Here is a 15,885-nt window from a genome sequence, read left to right on the forward strand (position 1 = left end):
AGCCGCGGTATTGCGCGGCAGATGGCTCGACCCCCATCACCTCACAGAATGCGGGCGTGCCCATGATTACCCTGAAGCTCAACGGTCAAGATCATCAACTGGACGTCACCGAGGACATGCCGCTGTTGTGGGCGATCCGCGATGTGGCGGGCTACAACGGCACCAAGTTCGGCTGCGGCATGGGCCTGTGCGGCGCCTGTACCATTCACGTCGACGGCGACCCGGCGCGCAGTTGCATCACCCCGATCGGCTCGGTCCAGGGCAAGAACGTCAGCACCATCGACAACCTGCACACCGATCCGGTGGGGCAGGTGGTGCAGCAGGCCTGGCTGGACATCGCGGTGGCCCAGTGCGGTTACTGCCAGGGCGGGCAGATCATGTCCGCCACGGCCTTGTTGAAAGTCCACCCCAACCCCAGCGACGAGCAGATCGAAGAGGCGATGCTCGGCAATATCTGCCGCTGCGGTACCTATAACCGGATCAAGACCGCCATCCGCCAGGCGTCCAGCCACCTGCAGGAGGCCAAGGCATGAACCGCCTGCCAAGTGATTTTGCGTTGAGCAACCTGAGCCGCAGGGGCTTTCTCAAGGGCGTGGGCGCCACTGGCGCCCTGGTGCTGGCCGCGAGCTGGGGCTGGCAGGACGCGTTTGCCGAGGACAAGAAGTTCGGTGCCGACGGCATGCCCCACGGCTGGGTCGATGATCCCAAGGTGTATGTGAGCATCGCTGCCGATGGCAGCGTGACGGTGATCTGCAACCGCTCGGAGATGGGCCAGGGCGTGCGCACCAGCCTGAGCATGGTGGTGGCCGACGAGCTGGAGGCCGACTGGGCGCAGGTCAAGGTCAGGCAGGCGCCGGGGGATGAAGTGCGCTTTGGCAACCAGGACACTGATGGATCACGCAGCATGCGTCACTGGTACGAGCCCATGCGTCGTTGCGGCGCGGCTGCGCGGAGCATGTTGGAGCAGGCGGCCGCCGAGCAATGGAATGTGCCGCTGGCGGAGTGCCGGGCGCAGTTGCACAAGGTGGTCCACCAGCCCAGCGGGCGCGAACTGGGGTACGGCGCATTGGCCGCGGCAGCAGGCGCCTTGGCGGTGCCGGCCCGGGACAGCCTGCGCCTGAAGCAGCCTGGAGAGTTTCGCTATATCGGCAAGGAGGCGACCCGGGCCATCGACGGCCAGGACATCGTCAACGGCCGTGCAGTGTATGGCGCCGATGTGCATTTTGACGGCATGCTCTACGCGGCGGTGGCGCGGCCAAGGGTCTATGGCGGCACCGTCAAGTCGGTGGATGACCGTGCGGCGTTAAAGGTGCCTGGGGTGATCAAGGTGATGCCCATCGACAGTCGACCCTTGCCGTCCGAGTTCCAGCCCCTGGGGGGCGTGGCGGTGGTGGCGAGCAATACCTGGGCGGCGATCAAGGGTCGCGATGCACTGAAGATCGAGTGGAACGATGGGGTCAATGGCGGCTACAACTCCGTCGAATACCGCAAGGAACTGGAAGCTGCGGCGCAAAAGCCGGGCAAGGTGGTGCGCAGTACCGGCAATCTCGACGAAGCCTTGAGTGGTGCCGATAGCAGCCTGGAGGCCACCTACTATTTGCCGCACCTGGCCCAGGCTCCCATGGAGCCCATGGTGGCCGTGGCGCGTTTCGAGAATGGGCGCTGCGAAGCCTGGGCGCCGAGCCAGGCGCCCCAGGTCACCCGCGAGCGGATTGCCGAACGCCTGGGCATAGGGTTTGACCAGGTCACGGTGAACGTCACGCTGCTGGGTGGCGGCTTCGGTCGCAAATCCAAGCCGGACTTCATTCTCGAAGCGGCGATCCTGGCCAAGGCCTTCCCCGGCAAGGCGGTGCGGGTGCAATGGACCCGGGAAGACGATATCCACAACTCCTACTTCCATACGGTGTCGGCGGAGTACCTCAAGGCCGGGCTGAACAAGGACGGCATGCCGGCGGCCTGGCTGCATCGCACGGTGGCGCCCAGCATCACCGCGCTGTTCGCTCCGGGGATGAACCACGAAGGGGCCTTCGAGCTGGGCATGGGGTTCACCAACATGGCCTATGCCATTCCCAATGTGCGCCTGGAGAACCCCGAAGCCGCTGCCCATACCCGGGTTGGCTGGTACCGCTCGGTGTCGAACATTCCCCATGGCTTCGCGATCCAGAGTTTTGTCGACGAACTGGCCCACAAGGCCGGCCAGGACCCGCTGAAGTACCAGCTCAGGCTGCTGGGGCCGGATCGTCAGATTGATCCGCGAACCTTGAGCGAAGAGTGGAACTATGGCGAATCCCCCGAGCGCTACCCCATCGACACCGGACGCTTGCGCACGGTGCTGGAAACCGCGGCCAAGGCTGCCGGCTGGGGGCGCTCGCTGCCCAAGGGGCGCGGTCTGGGCCTGGCGGTGCACTACAGCTTCGTGACCTATGTGGCCGCGGCCATCGAGGTCGAGGTCAAGGAGGATGGCACGCTGATCGTGCACAAGGCCGATATCGCCGTGGATTGCGGGCCGCAGATCAATCCGGAGCGTATCCGCTCGCAGTTCGAGGGGGCTTGCGTCATGGGGCTGGGGAACGCGGTACTGGGGGAAATCAGCTTCAAGGATGGCAAGGTCCAGCAGGATAACTTCCATATGTATGAGGTGGCGCGGATGTCCCTGGCGCCCAAAGAGGTGCAGGTGCATCTGGTCACGCCAGTGGGCGACGTGCCGTTGGGCGGTGTCGGCGAGCCGGGTGTACCGCCGATTGCGCCGGCCTTGTGCAATGCGATCTTTGCTGCCACCGGCAAGCGCATCCGCAACTTGCCGGTGCGCTACCAGTTGCAAGGCTGGCAGCAGGCGGGAGCCTGATGGACGGCGTTGACCTGAATGTCCTGCGCAGCGTCCTGGAGTGGCGTCGCGCCGGGCGAGCCGTGGTGCTCTACAGCGTGGTCCAGACCTGGGGCAGTGCGCCCCGGCCGCCGGGGGCCATGCTGGCCCTGCGTGACGATGGCGTGTTGATCGGCTCGGTGTCCGGGGGCTGTATCGAGGACGATCTGATCGCTCGCCTGGGAGACGGACGCTTGTCCCCGGTGGGGCCACCGGTGCGAGTGGTGACCTATGGCGTCAGCCTGGAGGAGGCCGCGCGTTTTGGCCTGCCTTGTGGAGGAACCTTGCGCCTGACAGAGGAGCGGGTTGGCGATCCGGCCTGGATCGAGCAGTTGCTGGAGCGCTGTGAAGCGCACCAGATTGTCGCCAGGGAGTTGAACCTGAGTACTGGCGAGGTGCTGCTTCGGGCTGCGAGCAGGGCGGATGAGCTGGCCTTTGATGGGCTGGTCTTGCGGGCGATCTACGGGCCGCGCTGGCGCTTGCTGCTGATCGGCGCCGGGCAGTTGTCGCGGTATGTGGCGCAAATGGCCCGCCTGCTGGACTTCGAGGTGCTGGTCTGTGATCCGCGCCAGGAGTTCGTCCATGGTTGGGAGGATCAGGATGGGCGATTTGTCGCTGGCATGCCCGATGATGCGGTGTTGAGCATCGAACCTGACGAACGCACGGCGGTGGTCGCCCTGACCCATGATCCACGCCTGGATGACATGGCGCTGCTGACGGCGCTCGACTCCCGGGCGTTCTATGTCGGGGCCCTGGGATCCAGGATCAACAGTCAGAAGCGTCGGGACAACCTGGCGCTGCTGGGCTTGTCGGCAGCGGCCATCGCGCGTTTGCATGGGCCTGTCGGCCTGTACATCGGCAGCCATACACCGGCAGAGATCGCCTTGTCGCTGATGGCGGAAATCGTCGCGATCAAGAATGGCATCGACTCGTTGCAGAGGGCGCCGTTGCCACGCATGAGCGAGGTGGCGACATGACCGCTTTGCCCTGCGCCATCATCCTGGCTGCGGGGCAGGGCAGTCGGTATCGGCAGGTGGCGGGGGCGGATCAGGACAAGTTGCTGGCGCCCTGCCAGGGGCGTGACGGGAAAATCCGCCCGGTGCTGGAGCAGGTGCTGGTGAACCTGCCGGATGAAGTGGTCGCTAGGGTGCTGGTGACTACCGGCGGTCGGCCGTGGGTGGCAGATCTGGCGCGGGCCTATGGGTGTCGGGTATTGCTGCTGGACTCCACCGGCATGGGGCATAGCCTGGCGGCGGCGGTGGCTGCCAGTGCCGATGCCAATGGCTGGCTGGTGCTGCTGGGGGATATGCCTTTTGTCTCGCCGGCTACCGCGATGCAAGTGGTAGCGGCGCTGACCGAGGAGAGTATCAGCGTACCCCGCCTGGGGGCCGCTCTTGGGCATCCGGTCGGCTTCGGTCGGGCCTATGGCACGGCGTTGCAAGGCTTGTCCGGTGACCGGGGCGCCAAGCCGCTGTTCGCCTCGGGCAAGGTGGTGGAGGTCGCAGTGACTGATCCTGGAGTGGTATGGGATGTGGACCTGCCGCAAGCGTTGCTCTATCAGGAGGAGTGAATGCCACGGGCATGAAAAAGCCCCGCCCGGTTACCCGGGCGGGGCTTTTTCATTGGCCGATTGAATCAGACGAGGGGTTTAGGCTCGTGCTGCTTTTCCTCGGTGTGCGCTACGTGCTCGACAGCTTGCTCGGCAGCGTCTGGTGTTTCCTCGACGGCAGGGGCAGATTGCTCTACCACGGTCTCGGCGACAGGTGCAGCTTCAATCACTTCGACAGGAGCCGGAGCGGCCTCTACGACCACCGGGGCTTCTACCGGTGCAGCTTCGGCAGCGACCACGGCTTCAGCCGGAGCAGCAGCGGCAGCCAGTTCGGCTTCCTTCTGCAGGCGCTCGGCTTCACGCTTGCGGCGACGCACTTCGCGTGGATCGTTTGGCGCACGACCGTTGCTGGTCAGGGCGCTGGCCGGGGCAGTCTCGACCACCGGAGCCGGTGTTTCGACCACTTCAGCTGCTGCAACCGGAGCCGGCTCTTCAACCTGGGCAGGCTGCTGGGCAACGACCGGCTGCTCGATCACCACAGGTTCAGCGACCGGGGCTGGGGTTTCCTGAGCAGGCTCAATGGCTTTCTCTTCAACCACCGGCGCCTGGACTGCAGGCTCGGCAACAGGCTGTTCGGCAACCACAGGCTGGGCTTCGACTACCACGGCAGGCTCGACAATCACTTCGACCGGTGCCGGCTCGGCAACCACAGGGGCAACCTCGACTGCTGGAGCTTCAGGAGCCGCTACGGGGGTCGTGGCTTCAACTACCGGTGCTTCTGGAGCTGCCTCTTCAACGGCGGCGGTAGCGCGCTCGGCTTGCTGATGGGCTTCGGCTTCAGCGCTGGCGCTGATGGCGGTGCTGGCAACGGCGGCGGTGACCGCCAGGCCGGCAACTAGATCGGCGCTGCTTGGCTCTTCGGTGTTTTCTTCGGAACCTTCGATCACGTTGCCGTCGGCATCACGCTGGCGCTCGCGGCGGTTGCTGCGACGGCGCTGGCCGCGGGAGCGACGACGTGGACGTTCGCCTTCGGCGTTGTCCTGGCCTTCTTCCTGCAGTTGCTCTTCGGTCGGCAGTACTTCTTCTTCACTGGCGGCAGCGGCTTGAGCCTGTTCGGCGCGCGGTTGACGCTCCTCGCGTGGCTGGCGCGGCTGGCGCTCTTCACGTGGTGGGCGGGCCGGGCGTTCTTCAGTCACGGCAACCGCAGCAGTCGCAGCGGCTGCAGCTGGGGCGGCGTCCAGTGGTTCACGCAGTTCGCGTACGCGCTCTTCACGTTCGCCGCGCGGCTTGCGATCTTCACGAGGAGCGCGTGGTTGACGCTCTTCGCGTGGCGCGCGTGGTGCGCGTTCTTCGCGGGCTACGCCTTGAACTTCTTCACGGGCTTCGCGAACTTCACGTGGCTGACGCTCTTCCCGTGGTGCGCGCTCTTCACGCGGGGCACGTTCTTCGCGTGGCTTGCGCTCTTCATCGCGGCGACCGTTACGGTTGCGGCTCTGTTGACGGCCATTGCGGCGTTCTTCGTTGCTGCGGGCCGGCTTCTCGGTTGCTGGCTTCTCGACCACGACCGGAGCGGCTGGCTCTTCCTTGGTTGCAAACAGGCTGACCAGGGACTTCACCAGGCCCTTGAACAGGCTAGGTTCGGCAATGACCGGCGCTGGAGCCGCTACAGGCGCAGGCGCTTCGCTCGGTACCGGCGCATTGGCGCGGGCCGGTGCGGTCTTCACTGCAGCTTCCTGGCGAACCAGGGTGCGGGTGGCGGCGGTTGGCTGAACTTCTTCGGCTTCGGCGGCAGCAGCGGCGATTTCGTAGCTGGACTGGTTGGTGTTGGCTTCCGGGCTGTCGTCACGCAGGCGCTGCACTTCGAAGTGCGGCGTTTCGAGGTGATCGTTCGGCAGGATGACGATGCGGGCACGGGTGCGCAGTTCGATCTTGGTGATCGAGTTGCGTTTTTCGTTGAGCAGGAAGGCTGCGACCGGAATCGGCACTTGGGCGCGAACTTCGGCGGTGCGGTCTTTCAGGGCTTCTTCTTCGATCAGGCGCAGGATCGCCAGGGACAGCGACTCGACGTCACGGATGATGCCGGTGCCGTTGCAGCGAGGGCAGACGATGCCGCTGCTTTCGCCCAGGGATGGACGCAGGCGCTGACGGGACATTTCCAGCAGGCCGAAGCGCGAGATGCGACCGATCTGTACACGGGCGCGGTCGGCTTCCAGGCATTCGCGGACTTTCTCTTCCACAGCGCGCTGGTTCTTGGCCGGGGTCATGTCGATGAAGTCGATGACGATCAGGCCGCCGATATCACGCAGGCGCAGTTGGCGAGCGATTTCTTCCGCTGCTTCCAGGTTGGTCTGCAGGGCGGTTTCTTCGATGTCGCTGCCTTTGGTGGCGCGGGCCGAGTTGATGTCGATGGACACCAGGGCTTCGGTCGGGTCGATGACGATGGAGCCGCCGGAAGGCAGTTCGACCACGCGCTGGAAGGCGGTCTCGATCTGGCTTTCGATCTGGAAGCGGTTGAACAGCGGCACGCTGTCTTCGTACAGCTTGATCTTGCTGGCGTACTGCGGCATCACCTGGCGGATGAAGGTCAGGGCTTCGTCCTGGGCTTCAACGCTGTCGATCAGCACTTCGCCGATGTCCTGGCGCAGGTAGTCGCGGATCGCGCGAATGATCACGTTGCTTTCCTGGTAGATCAGGAACGGCGCGGAGCGATCCAGGGACGCTTCCTTGATGGCGGTCCAGAGTTGCAGCAGGTAGTCGAGGTCCCACTGCATTTCTTCGCTGCTGCGGCCCAGGCCGGCAGTGCGCACGATCAGACCCATGTCGGCAGGAGCCACCAGGCCGTTCAGCGCTTCACGCAGTTCGTTGCGCTCTTCACCTTCGATGCGGCGCGAGATGCCACCGGCACGCGGGTTGTTCGGCATCAGTACCAGGTAACGACCGGCCAGGCTGATGAAGGTGGTCAGGGCGGCGCCCTTGTTGCCACGCTCTTCTTTCTCGACCTGAACGATGACTTCCTGGCCTTCGCTCAGGACGTCCTTGATGTTGACGCGGCCTTCGGGGGCTTTCTTGAAGTATTCGCGGGAGATTTCTTTGAGGGGCAGGAAGCCGTGGCGCTCAGAGCCGAAATCGACAAAGGCAGCCTCGAGGCTGGGTTCGATACGAGTGATTCGGCCCTTATAGATGTTGGCCTTCTTCTGCTCGCGGGCACCGGATTCGATATCCAGGTCGTAGAGGCGCTGGCCGTCTACCAGAGCAACACGCAACTCTTCGGGTTGAGTTGCGTTAATCAGCATTCTTTTCATGTAGTACCGTCGGTTTCCGGGCTGCCGGAAACGGCGTTCGGCACACACGACTTCTCACGGTCGGTGTCAGGTGCGTCCAGAGTGGTTGGCCACTCCAGTGTCTTAGCGAGGTTCGTCCAAGTAACTCAATTGACTCAAGTAGCCAAGAACGAAGTCGCGACTCACGCGTCCTGCTTGCTGTGGTGACTAACGCACCGCTTAAGCAAAAGTCTGTCAGGAGGAGGAATCAACCGGCGACTGTGGACGAGATGAAGCGTCTTGATAAAGCCTAATGCTACACAGTCCGACGGTTGTGCATCTCCACCCTACACGTATCCCTGATAATTCGGGTGCTGCCGCGCGCAGAATCCGCAGCGGGTTGGCATTTACCGTGAACTCCGAAAGGGGAGGTCACGCATCATGGCTAAAGGCGTTGTTTCCGCGGCTCTCATTCGGGATCTTCTGCCGCTGACTGCACTTTGTGAACTGGCCGTTAATCTCAACGTAACGGGCGAGTAAGTACTCTGCTCGCTACGGGTTTCAGGCCTCATGTCACCTGCGCTTGTTACAGCGTCAAAGTCATCCGTTATGTAACGAAAGCCTTGTAGGACGGCCTTGCGTCCTGATGAATTGCGTTGGTCAGGGCCGGCTGCTTGCCGCTGTTCCGCTGTCCAGCCGCTTTTGGCGGCGTTCGCGACTATAGCAGCAATCATTAAGTGCTTCAAATCCATAAAAAATTGTTATGATTCGCGCCATGACGACTACTGCCCCCTCGACCCCAGGCGTTCAATTGCTTGAGGTCTCGCCGGAATATGCCGGCCAACGTATTGACAACTTTCTTCTTGCTCGGCTCAAAGGCGTGCCCAAGACCTTGATTTATCGCATTTTGCGCAAAGGCGAAGTGCGAGTGAACAAGGGAAGGATCAAGCCCGAGTACAAGCTGCAGGCGGGCGATGTGGTGCGCGTGCCGCCGGTGCGCGTGCCGGAGCGCGACGAGCCGGTACCGCTCGCCCAGGGCTTGCTGCAACGGCTGGAAGCTTCGATTGTCTTCGAAGACAAGGCCCTGATCGTGATCAACAAGCCTGCCGGCATCGCCGTGCATGGCGGCAGCGGCCTGAATTTTGGTGTGATCGAAGCCTTTCGTCAGTTGCGCCCGGACGCCAAGGAGCTGGAACTGGTTCATCGCCTCGATCGGGATACCTCCGGCCTGCTGATGATCGCCAAGAAGCGCAGCATGCTGCGCCACCTGCATGCTGCGCTGCGGGGTGATGGCGTGGACAAGCGCTACATGGCGCTGGTTCGCGGTCATTGGGCGACGGCGGTGAAGCAGGTGCGTGCACCGCTGCTCAAGAGCAACCTGCGTTCCGGCGAGCGCATGGTGGAGGTCAATGAAGAGGGCAAGGAGGCCTTGACGATGTTCAAGGTGCTGCGCCGCTTCGGTGATTTCGCCACCATGGTCGAGGCCAAGCCGGTGACTGGGCGTACTCACCAGATTCGCGTGCACACCCTGCACGCCGGGCACTGCATTGCCGGTGACAGCAAGTACGGCGATGACGATTTCACTCGCGAGATCCGTGAGCTGGGCGGCAAGCGCCTGTTTCTCCATGCCTATATGTTGACGGTGCCGCTGCCCGATGGCGGCGAGCTGAAATTGCAGGCCCCGGTGGATGAGATGTGGGCCAAGACCGTGGAGCGCCTGAGTGCACCCTGATTACAAACTGCTGATCTTCGACTGGGACGGCACTCTGGCAGATTCCATTGGTCGGATTGTCGAGTCAATGCACGCATCTGCAGATCGTTCCGGCTTTCCTCGCCGCGATGATTACGCCGTCAAGGGCATTATCGGTCTGGGATTGCCAGAGGCGATTCGCACCCTGTATCCGGAAATAGATGATGGGCAGTTGGTAGCCTTTCGTCAGCATTATGCGGATCACTACATTGCCCTCGAGGCTGAGCCTTCGCCTCTGTTCGCGGGTGTGGTGCAGTCTCTCGACGCCTTTCGGGATGAGGGTTATCAACTGGCCGTCGCCACCGGCAAGGCCCGGCGAGGGCTGGATCGAGTGTTGAAGGCCCATGGTTGGGAAGGGTATTTCGATATCACCCGAGCAGCCGACGAAACTGCCAGCAAGCCGCATCCGTTGATGCTGGAGGAAATTCTTGCTCATTGCGGGGTGGGGCCGCGGCAGGCTTTGATGGTTGGCGATTCGTCCTTTGATCTGTTGATGGCGCGCAATGCCGGAATGGATTCGGTGGCCGTGAGCTACGGAGCTCAGTCCATCGAGGCTTTGCAGGCATTCGAGCCGCGCTTGTCCATCGACCGTTTTCCACAATTGCACGCCTGGCTGAGCCAGGGTGCCGATTAAGATTTTGCTGGGGTAACAGGCATGACCGACGAATGGAAGGCGCCGAGCAAGGCGGGCGCTGAAGGTGGTGATGATAAAAGCTGGAAACTGCTGGAGAAGACGCTGCTGGCCAGTGTCCAGGAACAGCGTCGTTCGCGGCGCTGGGGCATTTTCTTCAAGCTGTTGACCTTTGTTTACCTGTTCGCGGCGCTGGCGTTGTTCACGCCGCTGATGACCATGGAAAAGAACGCCACTCGTGGTGGTAGCTACACCGCAGTGATCGATGTCACGGGGGTGATTGCCGACAAGGAGTCGGCCAGCGCTGACAATATTGTCGGCAGCCTGCGTACTGCGTTCGATGATTCCAAGGTCAAGGGCATTGTTCTGCGTATCAACAGTCCTGGCGGCAGTCCGGTGCAGTCCGGCTACGTCTATGACGAGATCCGTCGTCTGCGGGCTTTGCACAAGGACACCAAGGTCTACGCGGTGATCTCGGATCTCGGGGCTTCGGGCGCTTACTACATCGCCAGCGCTGCTGACGAGATCTACGCTGACAAGGCGAGCCTGGTGGGCTCCATTGGTGTGACGGCGGCCGGCTACGGCTTTGTCGGCACCATGGAGAAGCTGGGGGTTGAGCGTCGTACCTATACCTCCGGCGAGCACAAGTCGTTCCTCGATCCGTTCCAGCCGCAAAAGCCTGAAGAGACCCAGTTCTGGCAGGGCGTGCTGGACACCACTCATCGCCAGTTCATCGCCAGCGTCAAGCAGGGCCGTGGCGATCGCCTGAAGGACAAGGAGCATCCGGAGCTGTTCTCCGGCCTGGTGTGGTCGGGCGAGCAGGCGCTGCAATTGGGGTTGATCGATGGCCTGGGCAATACCAGTTCGGTGGCGCGGGATGTGATTGGCGAGAAAGAGGTGGTGGACTTTACCGTCCAGGAATCGCCATTTGATCGCTTCTCGAAGAAGCTCGGTGCCAGCGTGGCTGAGCAGATTGCCATGTGGATGGGCTTTCAGGGCCCAACCTTGCGCTGATCGGGTGTTGCTCAATAAAAAGCCGGCTTGAGTGCCGGCTTTTTTATGGCGGCTCAGGGCGTCTCTACGCCTTCGGCCAGCAGCATGTCCACGAGGCGGATCAGTGGCAAGCCGATAAGGCTGGTGGCATCGCTGCCGGCGGTACTCTGGAACAGGCTGACCCCCAGGCCTTCGGCCTTGAAGCTGCCGGCGCAATCATAGGGCTGCTCGGCGTGCAGGTAGCGTTCGATGCGGGTGCTGTCCAGGGTGCGCATGTTGACCGTAAACGGGACGCAGTCGACCTGGCAGTGGCCGGTCTGGCTGTTGAGCAGGGCCAGGCCGGTGAGGAAGGTCACGCTGGCGCCGCTGGCGTCCAGCAGTTGCTGGCGGGCCTTGTCGAAGGTATGGGGTTTGCCGATGATGCGCTCGCCAAGCACCGCGACCTGGTCGGAGCCGATGATCAGGTGTGCGGGATGGCTGCTTGCCAGGGCGCGGGCCTTTTCCTCGGCCAGGCGTTTCACCAGGGCCGTGGCAGATTCTCCGGGACGATGGCTTTCGTCGATGTCAGGAGAGCTGCAGGTGAAGGGCAGGCGCAGGCGGGACAGCAATTCCCGGCGGTAGGCCGAGCTTGAGGCGAGTAATAAAGGCAGCATGTGCGTCTCCTGAGGCAGGCCGGGAATTCTAGCGAGGCTTGCAAGTGACGGACAGGGCTGAATTTCCTTTGACATGGCCGGGGGCATCCCTATAATGCTGCGCCTATGTTGAATGACCCGATTCCACCTCACGTTGACCCGCGCAAATTGGCTGACCGTGGCACCACCCTTCAAGGTGAACTGCTGCTGGCCGATTTGGAGAGACTCTGCGACCCGCTTTCCGACAATGTCGGTACGGTGCAGGCTAAATTCATTTTCGAGCGTGACGAACGTAAAGCTGTAGTTATCCACAGCTCCATCGACGTCGAAGTCAAAATGGTTTGCCAGCGTTGTCTTGAGCTGGTCACCCTGCCGATCCACAGCGAGTGCAGTTACGCCGTGGTGAAGGAGGGTGCGAATACCCAGTCGTTGCCGAAAGGTTATGACGTGCTGGAACTGGGCGAAGATCCTTTGGATCTGCAGGCGTTGGTCGAGGAAGAGCTTTTGCTTGCCTTGCCCATCGTGCCTGCTCATCATCCGGAAGAATGCCAGCAGCCGGCGGGGCTCGATGAGCCCGAACCGAGCGAGGACGAGGTAACGCGGTCCAACCCGTTCAGTGTATTGGCGCAGTTAAAGCGTGACCCAAACGTTTAGGAGTTAATCAATTATGGCTGTTCAGCAGAACAAAAAATCCCGCTCTGCCCGTGACATGCGTCGCTCCCACGACGCCCTCGAGGCTAGCACCCTGTCCGTAGAAAAGACCACCGGTGAAGTTCACCTGCGTCACCACGTATCGCCAGAAGGCGTATACCGTGGTCGTAAAGTGATCGACAAGGGCGCTGACGAGTAATCCTTGTCCGCTCAAGTCATCGCGATTGACGCAATGGGCGGGGACTTCGGTCCCCGCAGCATTGTTCAGGCGAGTATTGCTTGCCTGTCTGCTACCCCCTCGCTGCACCTGACCCTGGTGGGTCAACCCTCCCTTCTTGAAGATTTGATTTGCGCCCATTCGGCCGTGGATCGCGCGCGCCTGACGATTACCCCTGCAAACGAGGTGATCACCATGGACGAAAAGCCTTCGCAGGCCCTGCGTGGCAAGCCCGACTCTTCGATGCGGGTGGCCCTCGAGCTGCTACGCGATGACAAGGTCCAGGCCTGCGTCAGTGCCGGCAATACCGGGGCGCTGATGGCGCTGTCGCGTTATGTGTTGAAAACCCTGCCTGGTATCGATCGTCCGGCGATGGTGGCTGCCATTCCCACTCAGCGTGGTTATTGCCAGTTGCTGGATCTGGGGGCCAACGTCGATTGCAGTGCCGAACACCTGTTGCAGTTTGCAATCATGGGCTCGGTTGCGGCGCAGGCCCTGGGCATCGTCCGGCCGCGAGTGGCGCTGTTGAATATCGGTACCGAAGACATCAAGGGCAACCAGCAGGTCAAGCTGGCGGCCAGTCTGCTGCAGCAGGCTCGGGGGTTGAATTACATCGGTTTTATCGAGGGTGACGGGCTTTATCGTGGCGAGGCGGATGTGGTGGTGTGCGACGGGTTCGTCGGCAACATCCTGCTCAAGTCCAGCGAAGGGTTGGCGACCATGATCGCCGCGCGTATCGAGGCGCTGTTCAAGCAAAACCTGTTGACCCGGACTGTGGGGGCGCTGGCCTTGCCGTTGATGCGACGGCTGCAGGCAGACCTGGCGCCGGCGCGGCACAACGGTGCGAGTTTCCTGGGGTTGCAGGGGATTGTGGTTAAAAGCCACGGTTCGGCAGGGGTTCAGGGCTTCCAGAGTGCCATTCAGCGAGCGCTTATCGAAATTCAGGAAGACTTGCCGCGACGCCTGCATGGGCAACTTGAAGACTTGTTGCCGTAGGCGTTTTTCCTGTGGAGTGCTTAAATGTGACCGCTCAGTTCAATTGGCCATCCAACTGTCAGTTTCTTGCGTCCACCGTGGTGTGACGTCAATTCTCCGACGACAAGATCATTAGGGGCTTGTTACATGTCTGCATCCCTCGCATTCGTCTTTCCAGGGCAGGGCTCGCAGTCCCTCGGCATGTTGGCCGAGTTGGGCGCGCAGTACCCCCTGGTTCTCGATACGTTCAAAGAAGCCTCCGATGCTCTGGGCTACGACCTCTGGGCTCTGACCCAGGAAGGTCCTGCAGAGCTGCTCAATCAAACCGACAAGACCCAGCCGGCCATCCTCACCGCCTCCATCGCCCTGTGGCGGGTATGGCTGGCCGAAGGTGGCGCGCGCCCGGCTTTCGTCGCCGGTCACAGCCTGGGTGAATACAGTGCCCTGGTCGCCGCTGGCAGCCTGACCCTGGGTGAAGCGGTCAAGCTGGTCGAGCGTCGTGGCCAGTTGATGCAGGAAGCCGTGCCGGCAGGGCAGGGCGGCATGGCTGCAATTCTCGGCCTGGAAGATGCCGATGTGGTCGCCGCCTGTGCTGAAGCCGCGCAGGGTGAGGTGGTCAGCGCCGTGAACTACAACTCCCCTGGCCAGGTGGTGATCGCCGGTGCCAAGGCTGCCGTGGATCGTGCCATCGAGGGCTGCAAGGCACGGGGCGCCAAGCGCGCCATGCCGCTGCCGGTCAGCGTGCCGTCCCACTGCGAGCTGATGCGCCCGGCTGCCGAGCGTTTCGCCGAGTCGATCGCTGCAATCAACTGGCAGGCGCCGCAAATTCCGCTGGTGCAGAACGTCAGCGCCGCTGTTGCCGCCGACCTGGACACCCTCAAGCGTGATCTGCTGGAGCAACTGTACAAGCCGGTGCGTTGGGTCGAGTCGGTCCAGACTCTGGCGGCCAATGGCGCCACCGAGCTGGTTGAATGCGGTCCGGGCAAGGTCCTGGCCGGTCTCAACAAGCGCTGCGCCGAAGGTGTGTCGACCTCTAACCTGAATACCCCAGATGCTTTCGCTGCCGCCCGCGCAGCGCTGGCCTGAATTAGGAGAAGCTTGCATGAGTCTGCAAGGTAAAGTTGCACTGGTAACCGGCGCCAGCCGTGGTATCGGCCAGGCCATCGCCCTGGAGTTGGGGCGCATGGGCGCCACCGTGGTGGGTACCGCCACCTCCGCTTCGGGTGCCGAGCGCATTGCTGCCACCCTCAAGGAAAATGGCATCCAGGGCACCGGCCTTGAGCTGAACGTTACCAGTGACGAATCCGTGGCTGCAGTCCTGGCCAGCATCACTGAGCAGTTCGGTGCGCCGGCGATCCTGGTGAACAATGCCGGTATCACCCGCGACAACCTGATGATGCGCATGAAAGATGACGAGTGGTACGACGTGATCGATACCAACTTGAACAGCCTGTATCGCCTGTCCAAGGGCGTTCTGCGTGGCATGACCAAGGCTCGTTGGGGTCGAATTATCAGTATTGGCTCGGTAGTGGGTGCCATGGGCAACGCAGGCCAAGTAAACTACGCCGCCGCCAAGGCCGGTCTGGAAGGTTTCAGTCGTGCCCTGGCGCGTGAAGTCGGCTCTCGGTCGATCACTGTGAACTCGGTGGCTCCAGGTTTTATCGATACCGATATGACCCGTGAACTGCCGGAAGCGCAGCGTGAAGCCCTGCTGACACAAATTCCGCTGGGTCGTCTGGGGCAAGCTCAAGAGATCGCGCAAGTGGTCGCTTTTCTGGCGTCGGACGGTGCGGCCTACGTTACCGGGGCTACAATCCCGGTCAACGGCGGGATGTACATGTAAGTCAAATGTGACGGATTGCTTCAAAAAAATGTCATACGAGCTGTCTAAAATCCGTTATAAAGCTGCAATCTATTTATAGGCAGATGGCCAAAGGGTTTGAGGAGCGAAGCTTTCAGTTGAAAAGCTGAAAAGCCTTTCTATACACTTACCCACTGGCCAGCTGCCTGAATTTGTCCATTAGGAGTGAAAACAAGGTATGAGCACCATCGAAGAGCGCGTCAAGAAAATCGTTGCTGAGCAACTGGGCGTTAAAGAAGAAGAAGTTGTTAACACCGCTTCCTTCGTTGAAGACCTGGGTGCCGACTCCCTTGACACCGTTGAGCTGGTGATGGCTCTGGAAGAGGAATTCGAGACCGAAATCCCTGACGAAGAAGCTGAAAAGATCACTACCGTTCAAGCAGCTATCGACTACGTTACCAGCCACCAGGCTTAATCGTTTGTAGTCGTCTTTTGCTGTCATGGAAAAACCGCACTGCCGTTACGGCGTGCGGTTTTTTCTTTAGGCCTGATACAAAGTGTCG

At 61.8% G+C, this 15,885-nt stretch carries 15 protein-coding genes; 13 read left to right on the plus strand and 2 right to left on the minus strand.

All coding sequences use genetic code 11. The features are described 5' to 3' along the window. Positions 1–62 precede the first annotated feature (62 nt). Genes ACZ5BO_RS10435 through ACZ5BO_RS10450 form a run of 4 tightly spaced genes read left to right on the plus strand, consistent with a single transcriptional unit; the run spans position 63 to position 4,433 of the window. Complete coding sequence (locus ACZ5BO_RS10435; protein ID WP_025128691.1) at positions 63–533, plus strand: (2Fe-2S)-binding protein; 471 nt, start codon at positions 63–65, stop codon at positions 531–533. Next, entirely contained in the window at positions 530–2,845 is a 2,316-nt protein-coding gene (locus ACZ5BO_RS10440) for a xanthine dehydrogenase family protein molybdopterin-binding subunit (protein WP_464699577.1), read from the plus strand. Before ACZ5BO_RS10435 ends, ACZ5BO_RS10440 begins: the two co-directional genes overlap by 4 nt. Further along, positions 2,845–3,840 carry an XdhC family protein gene (locus tag ACZ5BO_RS10445; RefSeq protein ID WP_464699579.1) on the plus strand — a complete coding sequence of 332 codons (996 nt, stop codon included), beginning with the start codon at positions 2,845–2,847 and terminating at the stop codon, positions 3,838–3,840. Before ACZ5BO_RS10440 ends, ACZ5BO_RS10445 begins: the two co-directional genes overlap by 1 nt. Then, a complete protein-coding gene (locus ACZ5BO_RS10450; RefSeq protein ID WP_464699581.1) occupies positions 3,837–4,433 on the plus strand; it encodes a nucleotidyltransferase family protein in 597 nt (198 codons plus the stop codon). Before ACZ5BO_RS10445 ends, ACZ5BO_RS10450 begins: the two co-directional genes overlap by 4 nt. 65 nt (positions 4,434–4,498) lie before the next feature. Here the strand turns inward: ACZ5BO_RS10450 and rne are convergent, their stop codons facing one another. Next, complete coding sequence (gene rne / locus ACZ5BO_RS10455) at positions 4,499–7,714, minus strand: ribonuclease E (RefSeq protein WP_464699583.1); 3,216 nt, start codon at positions 7,712–7,714, stop codon at positions 4,499–4,501. A 733-nt stretch (positions 7,715–8,447) separates the two neighbouring features. Between rne and rluC the strand changes: the two genes are divergently transcribed. Genes rluC through sppA form a run of 3 tightly spaced genes read left to right on the plus strand, consistent with a single transcriptional unit; the run spans position 8,448 to position 11,067 of the window. Continuing rightward, a complete protein-coding gene (gene rluC, locus ACZ5BO_RS10460) occupies positions 8,448–9,404 on the plus strand; it encodes a 23S rRNA pseudouridine(955/2504/2580) synthase RluC (protein ID WP_025128696.1) in 957 nt (318 codons plus the stop codon). Continuing rightward, positions 9,394–10,056, plus strand: coding sequence for an HAD-IA family hydrolase (locus ACZ5BO_RS10465; protein ID WP_047284721.1), 663 nt, complete (start codon positions 9,394–9,396; stop codon positions 10,054–10,056). Before rluC ends, ACZ5BO_RS10465 begins: the two co-directional genes overlap by 11 nt. A gap of 21 nt (positions 10,057–10,077) precedes the next feature. Then, complete coding sequence (sppA, locus tag ACZ5BO_RS10470) at positions 10,078–11,067, plus strand: signal peptide peptidase SppA (RefSeq protein ID WP_015634705.1); 990 nt, start codon at positions 10,078–10,080, stop codon at positions 11,065–11,067. 53 nt (positions 11,068–11,120) lie between these two features. On the opposite strand, the gene ACZ5BO_RS10475 is transcribed toward sppA, so the two are convergent. Beyond that, positions 11,121–11,699 (minus strand): Maf family protein, encoded by a 579-nt coding sequence (locus ACZ5BO_RS10475; protein ID WP_210713617.1) that lies wholly within the window; start codon positions 11,697–11,699, stop codon positions 11,121–11,123. Positions 11,700–11,804: 105 nt separating this feature from the next. Here ACZ5BO_RS10475 and ACZ5BO_RS10480 point away from each other — a divergent pair, with 105 nt between their 5' ends. The 6 genes from ACZ5BO_RS10480 to acpP all read left to right on the plus strand — a co-directional run bounded on the left by ACZ5BO_RS10480 (position 11,805) and on the right by acpP (position 15,797). Next, on the plus strand, positions 11,805–12,332 hold the full coding sequence (locus ACZ5BO_RS10480) for a YceD family protein (RefSeq protein WP_025128700.1): 528 nt from the start codon (positions 11,805–11,807) through the stop codon (positions 12,330–12,332). A 13-nt stretch (positions 12,333–12,345) separates the two neighbouring features. Continuing rightward, complete coding sequence (gene rpmF / locus ACZ5BO_RS10485; RefSeq protein ID WP_003179396.1) at positions 12,346–12,528, plus strand: 50S ribosomal protein L32; 183 nt, start codon at positions 12,346–12,348, stop codon at positions 12,526–12,528. Positions 12,529–12,531: 3 nt separating this feature from the next. Next, positions 12,532–13,542: a phosphate acyltransferase PlsX gene (gene plsX / locus ACZ5BO_RS10490; protein ID WP_081818658.1), complete on the plus strand. Its 1,011-nt coding sequence runs from the start codon at positions 12,532–12,534 to the stop codon at positions 13,540–13,542. 126 nt (positions 13,543–13,668) lie between these two features. Then, the gene (gene fabD, locus ACZ5BO_RS10495; RefSeq protein WP_025128702.1) at positions 13,669–14,607 is read left to right on the plus strand and encodes an ACP S-malonyltransferase; all 939 of its coding nucleotides are present in this window, start codon (positions 13,669–13,671) and stop codon (positions 14,605–14,607) included. Positions 14,608–14,623: 16 nt separating this feature from the next. Then, a complete protein-coding gene (fabG, locus tag ACZ5BO_RS10500) occupies positions 14,624–15,364 on the plus strand; it encodes a 3-oxoacyl-ACP reductase FabG (protein ID WP_464699587.1) in 741 nt (246 codons plus the stop codon). A 196-nt stretch (positions 15,365–15,560) separates the two neighbouring features. Further along, on the plus strand, positions 15,561–15,797 hold the full coding sequence (gene acpP / locus ACZ5BO_RS10505) for an acyl carrier protein (RefSeq protein WP_003175607.1): 237 nt from the start codon (positions 15,561–15,563) through the stop codon (positions 15,795–15,797). Positions 15,798–15,885: the final 88 nt, after the last annotated feature.

This window comes from Pseudomonas sp. FFPRI_1, from assembly GCF_055384485.1.

What these genes read in the sequence shown, in the direction of transcription:
- ACZ5BO_RS10435 (WP_025128691.1), top strand. Translation starts at nt 63, where the DNA reads ATGATTACCCTGAAGCTCAACGGTCAAGATCATCAACTGGACGTCACC.
- ACZ5BO_RS10440 (WP_464699577.1), top strand. Translation starts at nt 530, where the DNA reads ATGAACCGCCTGCCAAGTGATTTTGCGTTGAGCAACCTGAGCCGCAGG.
- ACZ5BO_RS10445 (WP_464699579.1), top strand. Translation starts at nt 2,845, where the DNA reads ATGGACGGCGTTGACCTGAATGTCCTGCGCAGCGTCCTGGAGTGGCGT.
- ACZ5BO_RS10450 (WP_464699581.1), top strand. Translation starts at nt 3,837, where the DNA reads ATGACCGCTTTGCCCTGCGCCATCATCCTGGCTGCGGGGCAGGGCAGT.
- rne (WP_464699583.1), bottom strand. Translation starts at nt 7,714, where the DNA reads ATGAAAAGAATGCTGATTAACGCAACTCAACCCGAAGAGTTGCGTGTT.
- rluC (WP_025128696.1), top strand. Translation starts at nt 8,448, where the DNA reads ATGACGACTACTGCCCCCTCGACCCCAGGCGTTCAATTGCTTGAGGTC.
- sppA (WP_015634705.1), top strand. Translation starts at nt 10,078, where the DNA reads ATGACCGACGAATGGAAGGCGCCGAGCAAGGCGGGCGCTGAAGGTGGT.
- ACZ5BO_RS10475 (WP_210713617.1), bottom strand. Translation starts at nt 11,699, where the DNA reads ATGCTGCCTTTATTACTCGCCTCAAGCTCGGCCTACCGCCGGGAATTG.
- ACZ5BO_RS10480 (WP_025128700.1), top strand. Translation starts at nt 11,805, where the DNA reads ATGTTGAATGACCCGATTCCACCTCACGTTGACCCGCGCAAATTGGCT.
- rpmF (WP_003179396.1), top strand. Translation starts at nt 12,346, where the DNA reads ATGGCTGTTCAGCAGAACAAAAAATCCCGCTCTGCCCGTGACATGCGT.
- fabD (WP_025128702.1), top strand. Translation starts at nt 13,669, where the DNA reads ATGTCTGCATCCCTCGCATTCGTCTTTCCAGGGCAGGGCTCGCAGTCC.
- fabG (WP_464699587.1), top strand. Translation starts at nt 14,624, where the DNA reads ATGAGTCTGCAAGGTAAAGTTGCACTGGTAACCGGCGCCAGCCGTGGT.
- acpP (WP_003175607.1), top strand. Translation starts at nt 15,561, where the DNA reads ATGAGCACCATCGAAGAGCGCGTCAAGAAAATCGTTGCTGAGCAACTG.